Raw genomic sequence first — 20,346 nt, 5'->3', positions numbered from 1 at the left:
CGTCACCATGGTGACCGTGGTGGACGCGGCCAACTTCCCGGCCGAGCTGGGCACCGGCGACGAACTCGCCGAGCGGGGCCTCGCACCCTTCGAGGACGACGAGGACGACGAGCGCACCGTGAGCGACCTGCTGGTCGAGACGGTCCGCGGGCGGGTGCGCGCCACCGACGTGCTCGGGACCGGCCTGTGGTCCCAGGCCGTGTCTGTCGCCCGTTTCGAGCCCGCCGGGATCAACGAGCCAGGGGCGCCCGGGCAGCGAGCCCAGGAGCTGGTGTTCATCGGCACCGACCTGGAGCCGGCGGCCCTGCACTCGGCGCTGGAGGAGTGCCTCCTGGACGGCGAGCGGAACGGCGGCGAGGACCCCTTCCCCGCCTGGGACGTCCCCGAGGCCCACGAGGTCTGCGTCCACGAGCAGCACGGGACGGTGCTGCCCGTCTGAAGACCCCGGGCCGGGTGGTGGTCGCAGCCACGGCATCACCCGGTCCGGTCGGCCCGGTATCGGCGTCATCCACCGGAAGGTGACCATGCACGGCTCCGCTCTCGGGAACCAGCGCTCGACACGGCAGCGCCGCGAGCTGCTGACCCTGTTCCAGACGTGCGACGACTTCGTCTCCGCGCGATCCCTGCACTCGGCGGCGGAGTCCGCCGGCATCGAGATCGGCCTGACCACCGTCTACCGCACCCTCCGCATCCTGGAGGCGGACGGCGGCGCGGACGTGATCCGCGACGTCAACGGCGAACGGCTGTACCGCCCGCGCCCGGACGAGGGGCATCAGCACTACGTCGTGTGCCGGGAGTGCGGTCTGAGCCGCGCCGTGGAGGCGGAGCAGGTCGAGCGCTGGGCGCAGGGCGTCGCCGCCACCACCGGTTTCACCGGCATCGACCATGTCGTGGAGCTGACCGGCGTCTGCGGGGACTGCACCGACGAGGCGCGGCCCGGGCCGCGCTGACCGTCGGCGGCGGGGACACGGGGCTCGCCGTACGTCGCACGCCAAAGCTCCGCAAAATTTGCTTCCGCATGCCCTCACGAACATCGTTTCGACATTCGTTTTCAACTAAACTGGGCATCAGGCCCTTGAGCTGCCCATACATCGCGCGTTCGCGCACCCCTGAGATTCCGCACAATGGAGGACCCATGCCCACGCCCCTCTCCCGTTCCCTGGCGCTCATATCCGGGGTGGCCGCCGCCGCGCTGCTGGCCGGCTGCGGCGGGTCCTCGGACTCGGACGACGACGCCAAGGGCGGAGCGACGACGGACTCGGCGAAGATCCCCGTCGTCGCGTCGACCAACGTCTGGGGGGACGTCGCCAAGCAGGTCGGCGGCGACAAGGTCGACGTGACGTCGATCATCAGCAACCCCGACCAGGACCCGCACTCCTTCGAGGCCAGCACCCGCAACCAGCTGACGCTCTCCAAGGCCAGGCTCGTCATCGCCAACGGCGGCGGCTACGACGACTTCGTCGCCCGCATGACGAAGAGCAACACCTCCGCGGCGAAGATCGACGCGGTGCAGGTCTCCGGCCACAAGGCCCCGGCCGGCGGCGAGCTCAACGAGCACGTCTGGTACGACTTCCCCACCGTGGAGAAGGTCGCCGCCCGCATCGCCCAGGAGCTGGGCAAGGCGTCCCCCGGCGATGCCGCGATCTTCGAGAAGAACGCCGACGCCTTCACGGCGAAGCTCAAGCCGCTGACGCAGAAGGAAGCCGCCATCAAGAAGAACCACGCCGGCGAGGGCGTGGGCATCACCGAGCCGGTCCCGCTGTACATGACGGAGGCCGCCGGACTGGAGAACAAGACGCCCGAGAACTTCAGCGAGGCGATCGAGGAGGGCGACGACGTCTCGCCGCAGGTCCTCAAGGAGACCCTCGACCTCTACTCCGGCAAGCAGGTCAAGGTGCTCGTCTACAACGAGCAGACCGCCGGCGCCCAGACGGAGAAGGTGAAGGACGCGGCGGACAAGGCGGGCGTCCCCGTGGTCCCGGTCACCGAGACCCTCCCCCAGGGCAAGGACTACCTGTCCTGGATGACATCGAACGTCGACGCCCTCGCCGGCGCGCTGGACAAGTGAGGGATCCGGTCGTGCCGGAACAGTCTGACGGACCCGTGATACACGCCGAGGGCGCGGCGCTGGCGTACGGTTCGCGGACCGTGTGGCAGGCCCTCGAAATCGAGGTGGGCCGCGGTGAGTTCCTCGCGGTCCTCGGCCCGAACGGGTCCGGCAAGACCAGCTTCATGAAGGCCCTGCTCGGCCGGGTGCCGCTGTCCTCCGGACAGCTCACGGTGCTCGGCCGGCGGCCGGGAAGGGCGGGTCGGCGTCTCGGCTACATACCCCAGCAGTCCACCCTGGTGGGGCAGGCCGCCCTGCGCGCCCGCGACCTGGTCCGCCTGGGGATCGACGGGCACCGCTTCGGCCTCGGCCTGCCGGGCCGGGGCCCGGGCCGCCGGGTGGACGAGATCCTCGCGGCCGTCGGGGCGACGGAGTACGCGGACGTCCCGCTCGACATGCTGTCCGGCGGCGAGCAGCAACGGGTCCGGGTCGGGCAGGCGCTCGCCGCCGACCCGCAACTGCTGCTGTGCGACGAGCCGCTGCTCTCCCTCGACCTGCGTCACCAGCGCGCGGTGACGGAACTCGTCGACGCGCGCCGCCGGTCCCACGGCACGGCCGTGGTCTTCGTCACCCACGAGATCAACCCCGTGCTCGGCATGGCCGACCGGGTCCTCTACCTCGCCCGGGGACGCCACCGGATCGGGACGCCGGAGGAGGTCCTGACCTCGGAGTCGCTGTCCGAGCTCTACGGCACGCGCGTCGACGTGCTGCGGGTGCGGGACCGGGTGGTGGTGATCGGCGCCCCCGACGAGCCGGCCGCCGCGCACGACCACCACCACGAACCGGAACCGCACGGCGTACAGCGCACGGCGCGCGGGAAGCAAGGAGCGCGCACATGAACTCCGCCGACAGCCTCTGGCAGCAGATCTTCACCTTCGAGGACTACGGCGCGCTGCTGGAGCTCGTGCACAACTCGCTGATCGTCGGTGCCGCGCTCGGCCTGGTCGGCGGTCTCGCGGGGGTGTTCGTCATCATGCGCGACCTTCCCTTCGCGGTGCACGGCATCAGCGAGCTGTCCTTCGCCGGGGCCTCCGCCGCGCTGCTGTTCGGCATGAACGTGGTCACGGGCTCGGTCATCGGCTCCCTCGTCGCCGCGGGCGTGATCGGGGTCCTCGGGGCGAAGGCACGTCACCGGAACTCCGTGATCGGCATCCTCATGCCGTTCGGCCTCGGCCTGGGCGTGCTCTTCCTCGCCCTCTACAAGGGCCGGGCGGCGAACAAGTTCGGGCTGCTCACCGGCCAGATCGTCGCGGTGGACACGCCGCAGACCAGGATCCTGCTCAGCATGTCGGCGCTGGTGCTCGTCGCGCTGCTGGTGATGTGGCGGCCGCTGATGTTCGCCAGCGCCGACCCGGAGGTCGCCCGCACCCGGGGCGTGCCGGTGCGGGGCCTGTCCCTCGCGTTCATGCTGGTGCTCGGACTGACCATCGCGCTGTCCGTGCAGGTGGTCGGGGCCCTGCTCGTCCTGACGCTGGTCGTCACGCCGGCCGCCGCGGCGGCGCGGGTCACGGCGTCCCCCGTCATGCTGCCCGTGCTCAGCGTCGTGCTGGCCGTCGTCTCGATGGAGGGCGGCATCCTGCTGGCGCTGGGGAGCGACATCCCCATCAGCCCGTACGTGACCACCCTGTCCTTCGCGCTCTACGGGGCCTGCGCCGCGATCGGCGCGGTGCGGCGCAGGAACTGGGGCCGGAAGGTCGCGGGAGCGGACGCCGACCGCGCCGACCTCGCCCAGCCCGCGGATGCCGCCGCCTCCTGAGGTCGTCCTGACGCGTCACGCCGTCCCCACGCAGTCCCCTCATACGAGCAGGGTGAAGGGCTGGTCGGCGCCCCGCTGTCGCGCGCTGCTCACGGCGTCGCCCCGTCGGCGCGGCGGCGCCGTGAACGGGTCAGCGCCATGGCCGCGGCACCGCTCACCACCAGGGCGCCGGCACCGGCCGCGAGCGGCAGGGCCGGTCCGGAGCCGGTGTGGGCCAGACTGCCCTCGCTCGCGTCGCTCCCCGCGCTGCCGCCGGGAGACGTGCCTCCCGTCGATCCGGAACCGGAATCTGAACCTGCGCCGGCGGACCCGCCGGACGTCCCGCCCCCACCCCCTCCGGTGCCGGCCGACCCGTCGGTGGCGTCGTCGCCACTGCCCGTGTCCTGGCCGGTCCCGGCCCCGCCCGTGCCGCCAGTGCCGCGCGTTCCTCCGGTCCCGCCGGTGTCCGGGGCGCCGTCGCCGACGACGAAGGTGTAGGTCTGCGCGTCCGAGGTGGCCGTGCCGTTCGGCAGGGTGCCGCTGAGCCGGAAGGTCACCTTGTACGTGCCCTCCTTGCTGAACGCCCAGTTGGCGTGGGCGTGCACCCCGAGGTCGACCTGCCGGGTGTCGGGCATTCCGTCCCGGCTGTTGTAGAGGACGTCCGCGCCGCCCAGCCCGGCCGTCTCCCAGATGGCGACCGAACCGGGGCCGGTCACCTTCTCCATGGCCATCTTCACCGGCCCCTTGAGGTCGCCGGCGCCGAGGGCCTCGGTGTTCCAGCCCGCCCACACCACGCCCTGCTTCTGCACCTGCGGGATCAGCCAGAAGTCGCTGCCGGGCGTCCCGAGGAAGCCGTACGTGCTGTTGTCGGGGATCTTCCCCTTGGCCCCCGGAACGACCCGCACGACGACGGAGGACGGCTCGCGCCAGACGATCCGGCCGGCGTCGCGGCTGTCCTTGAAGAGGGTGCGCAGCCGTCCGCCGACCATGTGCCCGGCGATGGCGTCCACATGGCCGTCGCCGATCTCGATCCGCTGGTTCTGGATGTCGATGCCGTCGGCGCCCGGCGCCTCCTTCACCAGTGTCGTGGCGGAGGGCTTGGTCAGGGACCGCTTCGGGGCCTCCGGCATCGAGGGGGCCGTCGGCAGCGGCGCGGGGCTGTCCGCAGGAGGCGTGAGGGGCGCGTCGGCGACCCGGACCGTCCACTGTGCGGTCGTGGTCAGCGGGGCGCCCGACTCGAGGGTTGCGCTCGCCCGGGACGTCAGCCGGTACTCGCCGGGCGCGCTGAAGGCCCACGCCACCCGGCCGCTGCTGCCGGCGGCCAGGTCGTGGCTGTCGGTGTCGGAGAGGCCGTCGGAGCTGTCGAACAGCACCTGCGGTCGGCCGCCGGCCGTGCCGGGGTCGGCGTCGGCGTGGGCGGGGTCGAACACCGTGACGTCGCCCGGCCCTTCGACGCCGGTCAGGGACCAGTGGACCGTGCCGGCCCCGTCGAGGGCACCGGCGTCCACGGCCGTGGTGTCCCACCACGGCGCCGGGTCGGCCCCGGGTTCCGGCGCCGTGGAGGCGGCGCCGTCCCCCAGCACCCAGACCTGGTGGCCGGCCTCGCCGAGGAAGTCACGGGCGCCGTCGGCGGGCGCGGTCGTCCTGGCCTCCGGGCCGACGGTGAAGTCCGCGGGCGCCTCGGCGCCCTGGCCGTCCGTCAGGCCGAGCGACAGGTTCTCGCCCAGCAGCGACAGGCCGACCACCGGAGCGCGCGGAGGCGGTTCGGTGGACGTCGCCTCAGGCTCGGCGGCGAACGCCGCGGGCGCCAGGCCGGCGGCCAGCGCCAGCGACCCGGCGGCCCCGACGGCTATCCACCGGCTCTTCTTCGGCGGTGTCATGACGTGACTGCTCCTCCCACACCGCGCCGGCAGGCGCTGGTGGATTCTTTGAAAGGCTTCAACACGGTTGCGTGCGGGTCCCGTTGGTACCGCCCGTGGACCTCCGGAGGCCCACACGCAACCGCCCGCCCACCGTAGTGCGCTTTGGTAATCATTTTCAATAGACCGCGACAGGCGATCCGCAGGGGCTGTCCCAGCGGCGCTCAGTCGACCGCGGTCCCCCTGATCGGTGCCCCTGCCGGAACCGCTGCCGGGGCCTCCTCCCCTTGCTCGACCGCCGCGCCGGCGGTCTGCCGTTCCGGCGCCTTCCGGCGCCGCCGGGCGGCGGTGAGCAGCCCGTGCCGGGGGGCGAGGAGCCAGCACAGGACGAAGACGCCGGTGACGACGAGCACGATCAGCCCGCCGGCGGCCAGGGCGTAGGTGTACGACAGGTACAGCCCCACCAGCGCCGATCCCGCGCCGATGGCCGGGGCGAGCAGAATCATGACGCCGATGCGGTCGGTCAGCAGCCGGGCACAGGCGGCCGGCGTGATGAGCAGGGCCAGGACGAGGATGTTCCCCACGGCCTGCAGCGAGATCACCACCGTGACGGTGACCAGCGCGTACAGCACGATGTCCAGGGCGAAGACGGGGAGCCCGGCGGCTCTGGCCGTCTCCCGGTCAAGGCTCACCGTGACCAGCTCCTTGTGCACCGCGCCGGCGACGAGGAGCAGGACGAGGCCCATGACGGCGACGGTCATCACGTCGTCGTCGCTGATGCCGAGGATCTGGCCGAAGAGGAAGGACTCCAGCGAGCCGCTGTACCCGGGCGCGGTGCTGAGGATGACGATGCCGAGGCCGAAGGCGGCGGCGAAGAAGACGCCGATCACCGTGTCCTCCTTCAGCCGGCGGTTCTGCGAGAACACGGCCACGGCCAACGCGGTCAGCAGCCCAGCCACGGCGCCTCCGAGTACCAGGTTGAACTGGAAGACGAAGGCGATCGCCACCCCGGGGAAGACGGAGTGCGAGACGGCGTCCCCGATGAACGCCATGCCCCGCAGGACGACATGGGCGCCGACCACGCCGGAGACGACGCCGCACATGACGGCGACCGCGAAGGCGCGCTGCATGAACAGGTGCTCCCACGGGGCGGTCAGGAAGTCGGTCACGGCGTTCACTCGGTCACTCCCAGGGAGGTCAGCAGCTGGTCGGACCTGGCCACACCGAACGCGCGCAGCCACACCGCCGGGTCGCGCAGCGCGTCCGGGGACCCGTCGGCGATCACGGTCCTGTTGAGCAGGCAGAGCCGGTCGGCCATGTCCGCGGCGGCGGGCAGGTCGTGCGTGGTCATCAGCAGGGCCTTGCCCTCGTCGCGCAGACGCCGGAAGAGCGCGGTGAGGAGTTCCTGGGTGGGCACGTCGAGGCCGGTGAAGGGTTCGTCGAGCAGCAGCAGCCCCGGGCGCAGGGCGAGCGCCCGGGCGACCAGGACGCGCTGGCGCTGGCCGCCGGACAGCTCACCGATGGGGCGATGGCGCAGATCCGTCATGGCGACACGTTCCAGGGCCTCTTCGACCGCCTCCCGGTCGGTCCGGCCCGGGCGGCGCAACCAGCCGATGCGGTGTGTGCGGCCGGTGAGCACGGCCTTCTCCACCGAGAGGGGGAAGTCCCAGGCGAACTCGTGCCGCTGGGGCACGTAGCCGACGGTGCCGCGCAGCCGATCGGCCGGCCGCCCGTCCACCCGGATCGTGCCGGAGCCCGGAGTCAGCAGGCCGAGGATCGCCCGCAGGAGGGTCGTCTTGCCCGCGCCGTTCGGGCCGATCAGCCCGACGAGTTCACCGGCGTGCACGGTGAGGCCGACGCCGTCGAGGGCGAGGCGGCCACCGAGTTCTACGGAGACGGCCCGCAGCTCCAGCGCCGGGGGCGTGGTTGTGATCGTCTCGCTCATCGGCCCTCTCCTTCACTCCGGCGCCTGCCCCGCCGCCACACCACGGTGCCCGCCACGGCCGCCACGGCGACGGCCGCACCGACGCCCCACCACAGGGGCGCTGACGATCCGCCGTCGCTCGAGACCTCGTGCGCCGCCGCCTCCGGTGGGGTCGTACCGGGCCCGGGCCCGGGGTCGGCGGGCGGCTTGGCGACGAACGCCTTGGCGGGGTCCTGCGGGCCGACGGAGAACTGGAGCGTGCGCGCGCTCGCCCGACTCCTGCCGTCCTTCGTCCTGGCGGTCATGCGGACGTCGAGGAGGTAGGTGCCGGGCTTCGTGAACGCCCAGTTGCCGTGGACGTGGCTGTTGACCTCGATGCCGGTCTCCTGGGGCAGCTTCTTCCTGCCGTCGAAGAGGATCTTCGGGGTGCCGAAGCTGCCGTTGACGAAGAGGACGAAGTCGCCGGGACCCTCGACACCGGTGAGCTGCCAGGTGACCTCGCGGTCCACGGTGGTCGCGACCCGGGGCTCCTGGCTGTTCCAGCCCGGCCAGAGCACGCCGTCCCGCTGGGCCTGCGGCAGCAGCCACACCGAGGCCCCCGGTGCGCCGAGGAAGCCGAACTGCCGGTCCTCGGGCACCTCCGTCTTCGCGGCGTCCTTCACCTGGAGCACGACGTCGGCGGTATTGCGCCAGGTCGCGGGCCTGACGGTGTCGTCGCGGATCTGGACGGTCCAGCGCCCGTGGTCGAAGCGCGGACCCATGTCGATGTGGCCGTCACCGATGACGGTGCGGCCCGTGCCGGTCTCGGGTGCGGCGTCGGACTCGGCACCGGGGGTGGGCGTCCCGGCCGCCGCCGCGGGCAGCGTCGGGGCCAGGGCGAGCAGGAGGCCCGCCGCGAGCACGCCGGTGCGGGTGCGGATGGTGGTGGCGTTCACTTCTTCGTGCCTCCGAGGCAGGAGCGGAGCTCGTCGGCGTTGTGCCGCATCATGTCGGTGTAGTGCTGGGTGTTCTTGTCGAAGGCGTCGCCGTAGAGCATGCAGACCTTCACGTGCTGGTCCTCGGCGACCTGGGTGAGCACGGTGGCCCGCTGGACCAGGTTCGGTTCCATGAACACCGCAGGGACCTTCAGGTTCCGGATCGTGCGGGTCAGCTTCTCGACGTCGTCGGCGCTGGGCTCCTGCGCCGGGTTGGGCACGACGAAGCCGGCCACCGTCATGCCGTAGGCCTCGGCGAGGTAGCCGAAGGCGTCGTGGGTGGTGATCAACTGGCGACGTTCGAGCGGGATCTGAGCGATCTGCCGACGGACATAGGCGTCCAGGTCGTCCAGTTCCCGCTCGTAGGCACGACTGTTGGCCTGGTAGGTCTTCGCACCCTCGGGGTCCTGCTTCTCGAGGGTGTCGCGGATCAGCTGGACGTACGCCTTGGCGTTCTGCACGTCCTGCCACAGGTGCGGGTCGATCTCCCCGTGCACGTGCTTGCCCAGGACGGCCTGCGGCAACTGGTGGATCTCCGCGCCGGGTTTGCCGAGGAAGGAGAAGCGCGTGTCCTCGGGGACCTTCGCGAGCGCGCGGTTGGGCACGTCGACGACCACATCGGACGGCGGGATCTCCTCCTGCGTCCTGCCCTTGGTGCGCAGGTCGGTGAAGGCCGACATCTTCCCGCTGTCGATGTTCACCGTCAGGTCGGTGTGGCCGTCGTCCAGGACGGTGTCGCCGGGTCCGGCGACGGTGTGAGGATCGACGCCCACGGCGAAGGTGAAGGTGCCCTTGCCGACGGGCTGCGGTGCGGTGCCGCCGGGGTTCTTGAGCTTGGCTTCCAGGGTGAGGCGGTAGACGCCGGGCTTGGTGAAGGCCCAGTTGAGATGCGTGTGGGCGGCGGGAGGCAGGCTGGTGGTGTCCTCGGCGGTGAGGCCGTCGCCGGAGTCGAAGTACGTCTCGGGCCGGCCGAGGGACTCCGTCAGGTAGGCCACGAGGTCTCCGGGGCCTTGGACATCGGTCGCGGAGAGCAGGATGTCCGAGGAACGTGTCGCGCCCCGAGCCTCCCCCTCGCCGCGGACCCGCAGGCCCAGCCAGAGCACGTCGAGGCCGATGTCCTCGACCAGCGGGATGACGTTGGCGCCGTACGTCTCCGACGCCTCGGCGAGCGAGACGTTGGGCGTGCCCTCGCGGGCGTTGGCGTCGACCGTCTTGATCAGGGCGTGCTCCTCCAGGAGCAGGTGGTTGGTGAAGGTGACGTCGGCCTTGGATACGGCGTCGGCGTCCCTGGGCGTGGGCTCATAGGAGTGCGGGTCGCCGCCGGGCGGTACGATCGAGTCGACCTGCACGCGGTCGCCACCGACCTGCCGGACCAGGTCGGCGAGGATCTCAGTGGTGGTCACCACCCGCAGCGCCGCGTCCGGATTCTCGGCGTCGCCCGCCGGGCCGGCGTGCCCCCGGCATCCGACGGCGGCGACTACGAGGACGGTGGCGGTGGCTAGCGCCCGTACGACGGGTCTCGGCACACGCATGACGAACAAACCCCCAAGAGGAAAGGGGTCGGCACCGGGCGCGAAGGTGCCGGCGCCGACCAGGAGCGGGACGTCCGCGGCACCGGGAACCGATCGTCACGGCACCGCGGCCTGAGTCGTCCTGATGCGTGACCAGGTTAGGTGAGATGGTAATCATTTTCAATATCAGCACAGCGGCCTGCCGGGTTGCCCCACGCACCGGCACGACGCGCGGTCCGGCCTGACCCCGTCCGGCGCCTGACGCCTCATGGGATCGACTGGGCCGCCCTGACCGGTGACACCGACGAGAACACGGGGCTGATCCACGGCCTGCACCGAGCGGGCATCCGCATCGGCCGCGACCACATCGCCTCGGTGGTCAACACCCTCGTCCTCGCCTACGCGGGCGCCGCACTGCCGCTGCTGCTGCTGTTCTCGATCGCACAGAGCAGCGTGGGCACGGTCGCCAACAGCGAGCTGGTCGCCGAGGAGATCGTGCGCACGCTCGTCGGCTCCATCGGTCTGGTGGCGTCGGTGCCGGTCACCACGGCACTCGCCGCCCTGGTCGTCTCGGCCGACCGGCCGGGGTACCGGCGAGCGGTTGACGAGGCGGGGCTGGGCCCCGCCGGCAGGGCGACGGGGCGCCGACGCGGCCGTCGTCGCAAGCCTTGACCAGAAGTCGGCGCGACCACTGCCCCGGCCCGGCAGTGCGCGAGCGGCGCTGTGCCGGGCATCGGCGGCGCCGGGCACAGTGGGTGGCCGAACGGTGAAGCGAGTGACGTGAGCGATCACAAGTACGCCGGCGGGCGGGGCGGACTCGCCGACGCCGTGCGTCTGTCCGTGCGGGCCTGCCTGTACGTCCTGGTCGGCGGGTTCGCGGTGACACCTGGTCCGTGACCCGGCTGCGGGTGACGTGCTGCGCGGCCGACGCCACGGCCGTCAAGGCGGAGGCACCGGAGGCCGACACCTGGGTGACGGTGACGGGCAGCTGGCATCCCCGGGGCAGGCCGTCGGAGCCGTACGAGGAGCGCTGAGGCTCGGCCCGTCGACCTCGGGTCGTAAGCGCCGTTGTCCTCAGAGTCGATGCGCAGCGCCCGCCCGACGGCCGGCCGCCCCGCTGCCTCTTCCTCCTCTTCCCCGTCCCGCTGGCCGCCACCTTCGGCAAGGTGCGTGCCGACGAGCAGCCCTCGAAGTGGTGCAGGCTCGACAGCGCCCGCAGGAACGTGTCCTGCTTCGGCGCCCACACCTACCACCGCACCGACCCCTCTGCAGCGCCGACCGGTCGGAGACCGGCAGCGGAGACCGACTAGGCTCAGCTTCATGTCCGAGCCGACCGCCGACCCTCGCTATCAGTTCCTGCTCAACCAGCTCATGCAGCCGGCGGTCGTGAGAAGGGTGAAGGTCGTCGGGTTCGACGGACCGGACGTCATGGTGCAACTCGTGGACGTAGAAGAGGGTGAGAAGGCCGAGATCGGCCGAATCCCTCCAGATGAGGCCTCGATGTTTCGGACGGAGCATCCTTCCGAGCTGTTCGAGATAGGCCAGGAGATCGACGCCGAAGAGATCCGTCACTGGGGCGAGACGGAGCTTTACTTCTCCGCCAAGGCCTGCGAGATCCCGGCCCTGCGGTCCTTTCTCCTGACGCTCGAGCCAGGGACGATCGTCACCGGAACGGTCGCCGGAGTGCACGGCTTCGGCGTCTTCGTGCACGTCGATGGCGAACCGGAGGGGCTGCGCACCGGCTTCATCCGGGTGCCGGACCTGACCTGGGACTGGATCAGCCACCCCTCCGAAGCAGTCGAGGTCGGCCAGCGGATCACCGGCGAGGTGGTCGTCACCGAAACGCGCTCGGGACAGGTGACGCTCTCGGTGAAGGCGCTGCGCGAGAATCCGCTCATTCGGTTCGCTGATCACGTCGGCCAGGTCCTCACCGGCACGGTCGTCAAGATCGTTCCTTTCGGGGTGCTGGTGCGACTTGCACCTGAGGTAATGGGATTCCTTCACCTCTCCGAGCTGACCGCCGAGTCGATCGAGACCCCGGAGCAGCTCGTCGAGGAGGGCGAATCGATCATGGTGGAGGTCGCCGAGGTCGACTGCCGGCGTCAGCGGGTACGCCTGCGTATGGCTCGCGGTTCGGCCGCGGCGGGCTGAGCAGCCCTGCTCGGGTCGGCGTCCTCGACCTCCTCGGCGGAGACGGTCCGCCTGCCGAGTCAGCTGTTCAGCAGTTCCCACACCGGGATGCGAGCGGTCCCGCTACGCCCCTTGGCATCGTCGACGCGGCAGTCGATGACATCGTCCAACGGATCGTAGCGGCGGGTGAGAGCGCCGCCGTAGGTACCGCTCTGGCGGTGCAGGCAGACATCCAGTGCACGGTGCATGGCGACCGCTCCGGTCGTGAGGACGGCCGCCGAGCCGAGGAGGAACGCGGCCAGCGAGAGCGCCAGGCCGGCCTTCCAGCGCTGGCGGCGCAGCTGTGCCGCCACGAATCCGAGGGAGGCGACGGCGAAAGCGAGGCCGGTGGTGACGAGCCACGATGGCGGGGCGGTGGCGCCGTTCCACTCCCACGCCACGACGACCAGCACCACGGCCTGGGCGGCGAACGTGGCCGTTGCCCAGGCCGTGGCGGCAGGGGATCGAAGTGCTCTCAGCAGTTGACCGCACCGCTTCCCAGGGTCCAGTTGCGGCAGGTCCCGGTCGCCTTGATGGCGATAGGGGTGGTGGACGAGGCGGCGGTACCGCCGGCGACGGAGGTGTCGATGGTGTACGTCTTGCTGCCGTCGAGGAGCCACGTGAACATGCTGCCGACGGTGAAGTCCAGCACACCCAGCACGCTCGAACCGTCGGAGGCCCGCGTGTCCTTGTAGGCGCCGGGCAGGTTGGTGGACCATCTGTAGCCTGCGAGACGTTCATCGTCATGAAGTGCAGGCCCGGAACCTCCTCTTCGATCGGCCGGCGACACATCTCGGTGGGCCAAGAGCCGTGAGGACGACTGGGCGCTGCTGGTCGGGCTGGACGCGTGGCGCTGCCTGGGTCGCCCCGTGGTGGTGGCCGCTTCACGCAAGCGGTTCCTCGGCTGTCTGCCGGCCGAACCCGCCACCGGCGACCCATGTAGGCCGCGCTGCGGACGGCGGGCATGGATCACTCGGCGGGCTCGGTGTCCCGGACCGGGTAGGGCACGAAGGTGCTGCTGTTCCGGTCGATGAGCAGCGGACGCCCGAGGGGCGGTACGGCACGCTGGGAGCAGTCGAGGCGTTCGCAGACGCGGCAGCCCATGCCGATGGGAGTGGCCGCGGAGACGTTCCCGAGGTCGAGGCCGTCGGAGTAGACGAGGCGGTGGGCGTGGCGGATCTCGCAGCCCAGGCCGATGGCGTAGGTCTTGCCGGGCTGGCCCCAGCCGCCGCGATGCCGGGTGACGGCGCGGGCGGTCCACAGGTAGCGCTGCCCGTCGGGCATCTCGGCGATCTGGACGTCGATGCGGCCGGGGGTGGCGAAGGCCTCGTAGACGTTCCAGAGGGGGCAGGTGCCGCCGGCCCGGGAGAAGTGGAAGCCGGTCGCGGACTGGCGCTTGGAGAGGTTGCCGGCCCGGTCGACGCGGACGAAGGAGAACGGCACGCCGCGCAGCCGTGGGCGCTGCAGGGTGCTCAGCCGGTGGCAGACGGTCTCGTAGCCGAGGCCGAAGTGGTCGCTGAGGCGCTCGATGTCGTAGCGGGCTTCCTCCGCCACCGCGTGGAAGGCGGTGTAGGGCAGGATCAGGGCGGCGGCGAAGTAGTTGGCGATGCCGATGCGGGCCAGTTCGTGGGTGGGTGAGCCGGGCGGGAAGTCCTCGGCGGCCAGGGCGGCGAGGTCGTCGCCCTGTTCCAGCAGGGCGAGTTGGGTGGCCATGCGGAACGCGCGCCGGCCCGGCCGCAGCCGTCCGGAGAGGTGGAGGGTGCGGGTCCCCTCGTCGTAGCGGTGCAGGCGGGCGCCGGGCTCGGCGGCGAGCCGGACGCCGTGCGCCGAGGCCAGCCGGGCCGTGAGGGCGCCGATCACCTCCCCCGGCCGGACCCCGATCCCGGCGGCCAGCCGCTCGGCGGCCAGGTCGGTTTCGTGCAGGTAGTTCTGCCGGCGGTAGAAGAAGTCGCGGATCTCCTCGTGGGGTGTGGAGGTGACGCCGTGGTCCCGCCCCCGGCCGTCCGTCGCCCCGGCGAAGCTCTCGGAGAGCTGCTGGTTGCGGCGGCCGAGGTCCAGCAGAACCTTGGCGACGCCGGGCAGCCGGGCGGCCAGGTCGGCGAGGTCGGCGGCGGAGATCCTGGCGTCGGCGACCTCCGGGGCGAGCGCCTCGCGCAGGTCAGCCAGCAGCCGCGTCGAGTCGCGCTCGGAGAAGAACGCCGGGTCCACGCCGAACGCCTCGGTCAGCCGGAGCAGCACAGGCACGGTGAGCGGGCGGGAGTCGTGCTCCATCTGGTTCAGGTAGCTCGGCGAGATGGCCAGCAGCCGGGCCAGCTCCGCCTGGCTCATACGCCGCTCCTCGCGCAGCCGTCGCAGCCGCGCTCCCGCGTAGGTCTTGCTCACCGCACCGCTCCTCATCGCCCAGGGCTCGACCCGATCAGGGTAGGACAACAAGCCGCTTCTGGAAGCTTCGCAAACTTGGCAGAACCGGCCGGGAAGATTCGCAGAGATTGGCATGCGTCCCCAGTTGATGGCACTCAGTGCCAGTGCCAGGGTCGTAGTGCGGCCCGCCGGACCAAGCAGGAAGAGCCAGGGATCGGGGCACGATATCTGCCCTGACGCCGGAGACCCCGACCAAGGCAGCCTCTTGCACCGGCAACATTGCTCAGCTCCACCTCGGGGTGACGGCGGGCCGTATCCCGAACGACACGACACGCAGTGCCACCTCTGTTCATCCGGACGGCGGGATTGGCAGCCAGTGCAGACCGAGGAGACGGAGACAGTCATGGCAGACGCGAGGACGCAGGCGGCCGAGGACCTGGCGCGGCGGTGGGCCACCGACCCCCGCTGGGCCGGCATCGAGCGCACCCACTCCGCCGAGGACGTGGTCCGGCTCTCCGGCAGCGTCCGCGAGGAGCACACCCTGGCCCGGCGCGGTGCCGAGCGGCTCTGGCGCCAGCTGCACGAGCTGGACTACGTCCACGCGCTCGGCGCGCTGACCGGCGGCCAGGCCGTGCAGCAGATCAAGGCCGGCCTCCAGGCCGTCTACCTGTCCGGCTGGCAGGTCGCCGCCGACGCCAACCAGGCCGGACACACCTACCCGGACCAGAGCCTCTACCCGGCCAACTCGGTGCCGCAGGTGGTCCGCCGGATCAACAACGCGCTGCTGCGCGCCGACCAGATCGCCACCGCCGAGAACGCCGGCGACACCACCGACTGGCTCGCCCCGATCGTCGCCGACGCGGAGGCCGGCTTCGGCGGCCCGCTGAACGCCTTCGAGCTGACCAAGGCGATGATCGCGGCGGGCGCGGCCGGCATCCACTACGAGGACCAGCTCGCCTCGGAGAAGAAGTGCGGCCACCTCGGCGGCAAGGTCCTGGTGCCGACCTCCCAGCACATCCGCACCCTGAACGCTGCCCGCCTCGCCGCCGACATCGCCGACGTGCCCACCGTCGTCGTGGCCCGCACCGACGCACTGGCCGCCAACCTGCTCACCAGCGATGTCGACGAGCGCGACGCCGAGTTCGTCACCGGGGAGCGGACCGCCGAGGGCTTCTACCGGGTGCGCAACGGCATGGCGCCGGTCATCGCGCGCGGCCTCGCCTACGCGCCGTACGCCGACCTCATCTGGGTGGAGACCGGCACCCCCGACCTGGCCCAGGCCCGCGAGTTCGCCGAGGCGATCCACGCCGAGCACCCCGACCAGATGCTCGCCTACAACTGCTCGCCGTCCTTCAACTGGAAGGCCGCCCTGGACGACGACCAGATCGCCAAGTTCCAGCGCGAACTGGGCGCCATGGGCTACAAGTTCCAGTTCATCACCCTGGCCGGCTTCCACTCCCTCAACCACGGCATGTTCGACCTGGCCCGCGGCTACGCCGACCACGGCATGACCGCCTACGTCGACCTCCAGGAGAAGGAGTTCGCCGCCCAGGCGCACGGCTTCACCGCGGTCAAGCACCAGCGCGAGGTCGGCACCGGCTACTTCGACCTCGTCTCCACCGCCGTCAACCCGGCCTCCTCCACCACCGCCCTGTCGGGCTCCACGGAGGAAGAGCAGTTCCACTAGGCCGCCGCGCCGCCCACCCCACCGAGAGGAGAGCCCGATGACCACCACCGCACTCACCCAGCAGGTCCGTGTCCTCGCCGCGCCCGGCCACCGGCACGACGAGATCCTCACGCCCGCCGCCCTGGACTTCGTCGGCAGGCTGGCCGACGCGTTCGCGGACCGCCGGCGCGAGCTGATGAAGGAGCGCCGCCGACAGGCGCTGCGACTGGCGGCGGGCTCTCCCCTCATCTTCCCCATGGTCACCGCCGCCGTGCGGGACGACCCCCGTTGGCGGGTAGCCCCGCCCGCGCCCGGCCTGACCGACCGACGCGTGGAGATCACCGGGCCGCCGGAGCGCCGCATGGCCGTCAACGCCCTCAACTCCGGCGCCCGGGTGTGGATGGCGGACTTCGAGGACGCCACCGCTCCCCTGTGGGACAACGTCGTCAGCGGGCAGCTCACCCTGCTCGACGCCATCGAACGGCGGATCGACTTCACCACGCCGGAGGGCAAGGAGTACCGGCTGGGCGAACGTCTGGCCACGATCATGATCCGCCCGCGCGGCTGGCACCTGGACGAGGAGCACCTGGAGTGCGACGGCCGGCCCGTGCCCGCCGCGCTGGTGGACTTCGGCCTCTACTTCTTCCACTGCGCCCAGCGGCAGATCGACGCCGGGTACGGCCCGTACTTCTACCTCCCCAAGCTGGAGAACCGCTATGAGGCCCGGCTGTGGAACGACGTCTTCCTGCTCGCCCAGGAGCTGCTCGGGATCGAGCGCGGCACGATCCGCGCCACGGTCCTGATCGAGACGATCACCGCCGCGTTCGAGATGGAGGAGATCCTCTACGAACTGCGGGAGCACAGCGCCGGGTTGAACGCGGGCCGCTGGGACTACCTGTTCAGCGTGATCAAGACCTTCGGCCACCGCACCGACTTCCTGCTCCCGGACCGCGCGAAGGTGACGATGACCGCGCCCTTCATGCGGGCGTACACCGAACTCCTCGTCCGCACCTGCCACCGGCGCGGCGCCCACGCCATCGGCGGCATGGCCGCCCAGGTGCCCGGCAAGGACCCGGCGGCGAACGAGGCCGCGTTCGCGAAGGTCCGCCTGGACAAGGAGCGGGAGGCCGAGGACGGCTTCGACGGCTCCTGGGTGGCCCACCCCGCCCTCGTCCCCCTCTGCCGCGAGGTGTTCGGCGGCGTCCTCGGGAGCCGGCCGCACCAGCTCGACCGCACCCGGGACGACATCGAGGTCACCCCCGCCGACCTGCTCTCCGTCCGCCGCGTCAGCGGCCCGCCGACCCCCGAGGGCGTGCGCACCAACGTCGCCGTCACCCTGCGCTACTACGCGGCCTGGCTCCGCGGGCAGGGCGCGGTGGCCATCGATGGCCTCATGGAGGACGCCGCCACCGCGGAGATCGCCCGCGTGCAGATCTGGCAGTGGCTGCGGCACCGGGTCCTGGACGGGGCGGACCTCGAACGGGTCCTCGCCGACGAGCTCGCCGCGCTCGGCGCCGACGACCCCTCAGCACCCCTGGACGACCTCCGCGCCCTGTTCGAGAGCACGGCCACCACCGGCGAACTGCCGCTGTTCTTCACCCCGGACGCCTACTCCAGGCACCTGGTGCGCCTGCCGGAGATCCCGGCATGAGCGCGGACATCACACGCGTCGGCGTGGTCGGGGGCGGCCAGATGGGCGCCGGCATCGCCGAAGTCTGTGCGCGGGCCGGGCTCGACACCGTCGTCAGCGAGGTGGACGCGGTCGCCGCCCGGGCGGCCCGGGACCGGATCGCCTCCTCCCTCGACCGCGCGGTGCGCCGCGGCAAGCTGGAGCGGGAGGCCGCGCGGGACGCGCTCGCCCGGACGGCGTTCACCGGCAGCCTCGACGACCTGGCCGACCGCCAGCTCGTCGTCGAGGCCGTCGTCGAGCATCCCGAGGCCAAGACCGAGGTCTTCGCCGCGCTGGACAAGATCGTCGAGGACCCCGCGGCGGTCCTGGCCACGAACACCTCCTCGCTCCCGGTCATGCGGCTCGGCATGGCCACCCAGCGCGCCGATCGCGTCGTCGGCCTGCACTTCTTCAACCCCGTTCCCGTACTGCCGCTGGTCGAGGTGGTGACCTCGCTGCACACCTCCGCCGAGACCACCGCCGCGGCCGAGAACTTCGCCGCCGGCACGCTCGGCAAGACGGTCGTCCGCTCCAAGGACCGGGCCGGCTTCGTCGTCAACGCCCTGCTCATCCCCTACCTGCTCGCGGCCGTCCGGATGGCCGAGTCCGGGTTCGCCTCCGCGGCCGACATCGACGCCGGCATGGAACTGGGCTGCGCCCACCCCATGGGGCCGCTCAGGCTCGCGGACCTTATCGGCCTGGACACCGTCGCCTCCATCGCGGAGTCCCTGTACGGCGAGTTCCGCGAGCAGCTGTACTCCCCTCCTCCGCTGCTCCAGCGGATGGTGGAGGCCGGACTCCTCGGCCGCAAGACCGGCCGGGGGTTCCACGTCTACGACCAGGGCTGAGGGCCTGGTACGACGCGGGCTCCCGCCCCTCGTCACGGGCCGCTCGGGACCCTCGTCCCGGGCGGCGGTGCGGGCCCTGCACTGCCGTGTCCGGCGTCGCAAGAGGGAACCCGGTGCAAGACCGGGACTCCCCGCAGCGGTGAGTGGGAACGACCGCTTCCTCCAGGTCAACGCCCCCAGCACCTACGACGCCTCGCTCGGCTACGAGACCGTCGGACGGGACATCTCCTGCAACCCGGGCTCGCTGAACATCGCCACGGCCAGGGCCTCACCGGACCGCGGAACCGCTTTCGACGGCTTCGCGAAGAGACCTGGACGAGGTGGACGAGGCGCGCGTGCGCGCCGGCCGGCTGACGGTGTCCGCTAGGCGGTCGGCACGGCGCGCTGGGCCTGGCCGTCGTAGGAGGCCAGGGGGCGGATGAGGGCGTTGTGGGCGAGCTGTTCGGTGATGTGGGCGGTCCAGCCGGTGATGCGGCTCATCACGAAGATCGGGGTGAAGAGCGGGATGTCGAAGCCCATGAGGTGGTAGGCGAGGCCGGCCGGGTAGTCCAGGTTGGGGTGGATGCCCTTGCGGCTGATCATGGCGTGCCGCAGGGCCGCGTGCAGGGTGGCCAGGCGGGTCGTCTCGGGGTCCGCGGCGCGGGCCACCAGGCGGTCGAGGGCGTCCTGCATGATCGGGACGCGCGAGTCGCCGTGCTTGTAGACGCGGTGCCCGAAGCCCATGATCTTCCGTTTGGTCGCCAGCGCCTCGTCCAGCCACCCCTCGGCCCGCTGCGGGTCGCCGATCTCCTGGAGCATGTGCATCACCGCCTCGTTGGCGCCGCCGTGCAGCGGGCCCTTGAGGGCGCCGATCGCGGCGGTGACCGCGCTGTACAGGTCGGAGAGGGTGGAGGTGACCACCCGGGCGGTGAACGTCGAGGCGTTGAAACTGTGTTCGGCGTAGAGGACGAGGGAGATCTCGAAGCAGCGGACCACGTCCGGGTCCGGGATGCTGCCGAAGCACATGTGGAAGAAGTTCTCCGCGTACCCGAGGGAGGGGTCCGGCGGGATGGGGGCCAGGCCCCGGCGGCGGCGCTGGTCGGCCGCCACCACGGTGGGCAGCTTGGCCAGCAGCGTGAGCGACTTGGCGCGGTTCGCGGCGAGGCTGCCGTCGTCCTCCGTGGGGTCCTCGGCACCGAAGAAGCTGACAGCCGTGCGCAGCACGTCCATCGGGTGACAGGTCTCCGGCAGCCGGGTCAGCAGCTCCAGCGTCGTGCGGTCCAGGGGGCGCAGGGCGCGTTCGCGGGCCCGGAAGTCGCGGAGCTGGCCCTCGTCGGGGAGTTCGCCGTGCCAGAGCAGGTGGGCGACCTCCTCGAAGGAGCGGTGGGCGGCGAGGTCCTGGACCGGGTAGCCGCGGTAGGTGAGGGAGTTGCTCTCCTGGATGACGGTGGAGATCTCCGTGGTGTCGACGACGACGCCGGCCAGGCCGCGGTGGATCTCGGGCACGGTGGTGGTCATGGGGTGCCTGCCTTCGTTGGTCAGGT

Annotated in this window: 18 protein-coding genes and 2 pseudogenes; 11 read left to right on the top strand and 9 right to left on the bottom strand. The window is 71.6% G+C overall.

Annotated elements, in window-relative coordinates:
- Nucleotides 1-4: 4 nt before the first annotated feature.
- The 5 genes and pseudogenes from ACGFZL_RS11050 to ACGFZL_RS11030 all read left to right on the top strand — a co-directional run.
- Nucleotides 5-439: pseudogene (locus ACGFZL_RS11050) on the top strand (GTP-binding protein); the annotation flags it as partial.
- 85 nt (nt 440-524) lie between these two features.
- The gene (locus tag ACGFZL_RS11045) at nt 525-950 is read left to right on the top strand and encodes a Fur family transcriptional regulator (RefSeq protein WP_393690557.1); all 426 of its coding nucleotides are present in this window, start codon (nt 525-527) and stop codon (nt 948-950) included.
- Nucleotides 951-1,135: 185 nt separating this feature from the next.
- Nucleotides 1,136-2,068, top strand: a complete 933-nt coding sequence (locus tag ACGFZL_RS11040; RefSeq protein WP_393690556.1) for a metal ABC transporter solute-binding protein, Zn/Mn family — start codon at nt 1,136-1,138, stop codon at nt 2,066-2,068.
- 11 nt (nt 2,069-2,079) lie between these two features.
- Complete coding sequence (locus ACGFZL_RS11035) at nt 2,080-2,946, top strand: metal ABC transporter ATP-binding protein (RefSeq protein ID WP_393690555.1); 867 nt, start codon at nt 2,080-2,082, stop codon at nt 2,944-2,946.
- Entirely contained in the window at nt 2,943-3,863 is a 921-nt protein-coding gene (locus ACGFZL_RS11030; protein WP_393690554.1) for a metal ABC transporter permease, read from the top strand. Before ACGFZL_RS11035 ends, ACGFZL_RS11030 begins: the two co-directional genes overlap by 4 nt.
- A gap of 89 nt (nt 3,864-3,952) precedes the next feature.
- Here ACGFZL_RS11030 and ACGFZL_RS11025 read toward each other — a convergent pair whose 3' ends face one another.
- The 5 genes from ACGFZL_RS11025 to ACGFZL_RS11005 all read right to left on the bottom strand — a co-directional run bounded on the left by ACGFZL_RS11025 (nt 3,953) and on the right by ACGFZL_RS11005 (nt 10,131).
- Nucleotides 3,953-5,722 carry a choice-of-anchor M domain-containing protein gene (locus ACGFZL_RS11025; RefSeq protein WP_393690553.1) on the bottom strand — a complete coding sequence of 590 codons (1,770 nt, stop codon included), beginning with the start codon at nt 5,720-5,722 and terminating at the stop codon, nt 3,953-3,955.
- A 203-nt stretch (nt 5,723-5,925) separates the two neighbouring features.
- Nucleotides 5,926-6,879 carry an anchored repeat-type ABC transporter permease subunit gene (locus ACGFZL_RS11020; RefSeq protein WP_393690552.1) on the bottom strand — a complete coding sequence of 318 codons (954 nt, stop codon included), beginning with the start codon at nt 6,877-6,879 and terminating at the stop codon, nt 5,926-5,928.
- Nucleotides 6,876-7,646 carry an anchored repeat-type ABC transporter ATP-binding subunit gene (locus tag ACGFZL_RS11015; protein ID WP_393690551.1) on the bottom strand — a complete coding sequence of 257 codons (771 nt, stop codon included), beginning with the start codon at nt 7,644-7,646 and terminating at the stop codon, nt 6,876-6,878. Before ACGFZL_RS11015 ends, ACGFZL_RS11020 begins: the two co-directional genes overlap by 4 nt.
- On the bottom strand, nt 7,643-8,560 hold the full coding sequence (locus tag ACGFZL_RS11010) for a TIGR03773 family transporter-associated surface protein (RefSeq protein ID WP_393690550.1): 918 nt from the start codon (nt 8,558-8,560) through the stop codon (nt 7,643-7,645). Before ACGFZL_RS11010 ends, ACGFZL_RS11015 begins: the two co-directional genes overlap by 4 nt.
- A complete protein-coding gene (locus ACGFZL_RS11005; RefSeq protein WP_393690549.1) occupies nt 8,557-10,131 on the bottom strand; it encodes an anchored repeat ABC transporter, substrate-binding protein in 1,575 nt (524 codons plus the stop codon). Before ACGFZL_RS11005 ends, ACGFZL_RS11010 begins: the two co-directional genes overlap by 4 nt.
- Nucleotides 10,132-10,383: 252 nt before the next feature.
- Here ACGFZL_RS11005 and ACGFZL_RS11000 point away from each other — a divergent pair.
- The 3 genes and pseudogenes from ACGFZL_RS11000 to ACGFZL_RS10990 form a co-directional block, all read left to right on the top strand.
- A pseudogene (locus ACGFZL_RS11000) lies at nt 10,384-10,782 on the top strand (YibE/F family protein); the annotation flags it as partial.
- Nucleotides 10,783-11,003: 221 nt separating this feature from the next.
- Nucleotides 11,004-11,144, top strand: a complete 141-nt coding sequence (locus ACGFZL_RS10995) for a hypothetical protein (RefSeq protein WP_393690548.1) — start codon at nt 11,004-11,006, stop codon at nt 11,142-11,144.
- A 286-nt stretch (nt 11,145-11,430) separates the two neighbouring features.
- Nucleotides 11,431-12,261 carry a S1 RNA-binding domain-containing protein gene (locus ACGFZL_RS10990; protein WP_393690547.1) on the top strand — a complete coding sequence of 277 codons (831 nt, stop codon included), beginning with the start codon at nt 11,431-11,433 and terminating at the stop codon, nt 12,259-12,261.
- Nucleotides 12,262-12,320: 59 nt separating this feature from the next.
- Here ACGFZL_RS10990 and ACGFZL_RS10985 read toward each other — a convergent pair whose 3' ends face one another.
- The 3 genes from ACGFZL_RS10985 to ACGFZL_RS10975 all read right to left on the bottom strand — a co-directional run bounded on the left by ACGFZL_RS10985 (nt 12,321) and on the right by ACGFZL_RS10975 (nt 14,661).
- Nucleotides 12,321-12,695, bottom strand: a complete 375-nt coding sequence (locus tag ACGFZL_RS10985) for a hypothetical protein (protein WP_393690546.1) — start codon at nt 12,693-12,695, stop codon at nt 12,321-12,323.
- Nucleotides 12,696-12,754: 59 nt separating this feature from the next.
- A complete protein-coding gene (locus tag ACGFZL_RS10980) occupies nt 12,755-12,940 on the bottom strand; it encodes a hypothetical protein (RefSeq protein ID WP_393690545.1) in 186 nt (61 codons plus the stop codon).
- A gap of 308 nt (nt 12,941-13,248) precedes the next feature.
- Complete coding sequence (locus tag ACGFZL_RS10975) at nt 13,249-14,661, bottom strand: short-chain fatty acyl-CoA regulator family protein (RefSeq protein ID WP_393690544.1); 1,413 nt, start codon at nt 14,659-14,661, stop codon at nt 13,249-13,251.
- Between the two features lie 382 nt (nt 14,662-15,043).
- On the opposite strand from ACGFZL_RS10975, the gene aceA reads away from it, so the two are divergent.
- Genes aceA through ACGFZL_RS10960 form a run of 3 tightly spaced genes read left to right on the top strand, consistent with a single transcriptional unit; the run spans nt 15,044 to nt 18,823 of the window.
- The gene (gene aceA, locus ACGFZL_RS10970) at nt 15,044-16,327 is read left to right on the top strand and encodes an isocitrate lyase (RefSeq protein WP_393690543.1); all 1,284 of its coding nucleotides are present in this window, start codon (nt 15,044-15,046) and stop codon (nt 16,325-16,327) included.
- Between the two features lie 37 nt (nt 16,328-16,364).
- Entirely contained in the window at nt 16,365-17,957 is a 1,593-nt protein-coding gene (gene aceB / locus ACGFZL_RS10965; RefSeq protein WP_393690542.1) for a malate synthase A, read from the top strand.
- Nucleotides 17,954-18,823, top strand: a complete 870-nt coding sequence (locus tag ACGFZL_RS10960) for a 3-hydroxybutyryl-CoA dehydrogenase (protein ID WP_393690541.1) — start codon at nt 17,954-17,956, stop codon at nt 18,821-18,823. The genes aceB and ACGFZL_RS10960 overlap by 4 nt, the downstream gene beginning before the upstream one ends.
- Before the next feature lie 363 nt (nt 18,824-19,186).
- On the opposite strand, the gene ACGFZL_RS10955 is transcribed toward ACGFZL_RS10960, so the two are convergent.
- Nucleotides 19,187-20,320 carry a bifunctional 2-methylcitrate synthase/citrate synthase gene (locus tag ACGFZL_RS10955; protein ID WP_393690540.1) on the bottom strand — a complete coding sequence of 378 codons (1,134 nt, stop codon included), beginning with the start codon at nt 20,318-20,320 and terminating at the stop codon, nt 19,187-19,189.
- Nucleotides 20,321-20,346: the final 26 nt, after the last annotated feature.

The organism is Streptomyces sp. NPDC048182, from assembly GCF_043202555.1.
Taxonomy (GTDB): Bacteria; Actinomycetota; Actinomycetes; order Streptomycetales; family Streptomycetaceae; genus Streptomyces.
Note: the sequence above shows the minus strand (reverse complement) of the source record. Positions and strands in the feature narration are given on the sequence as shown.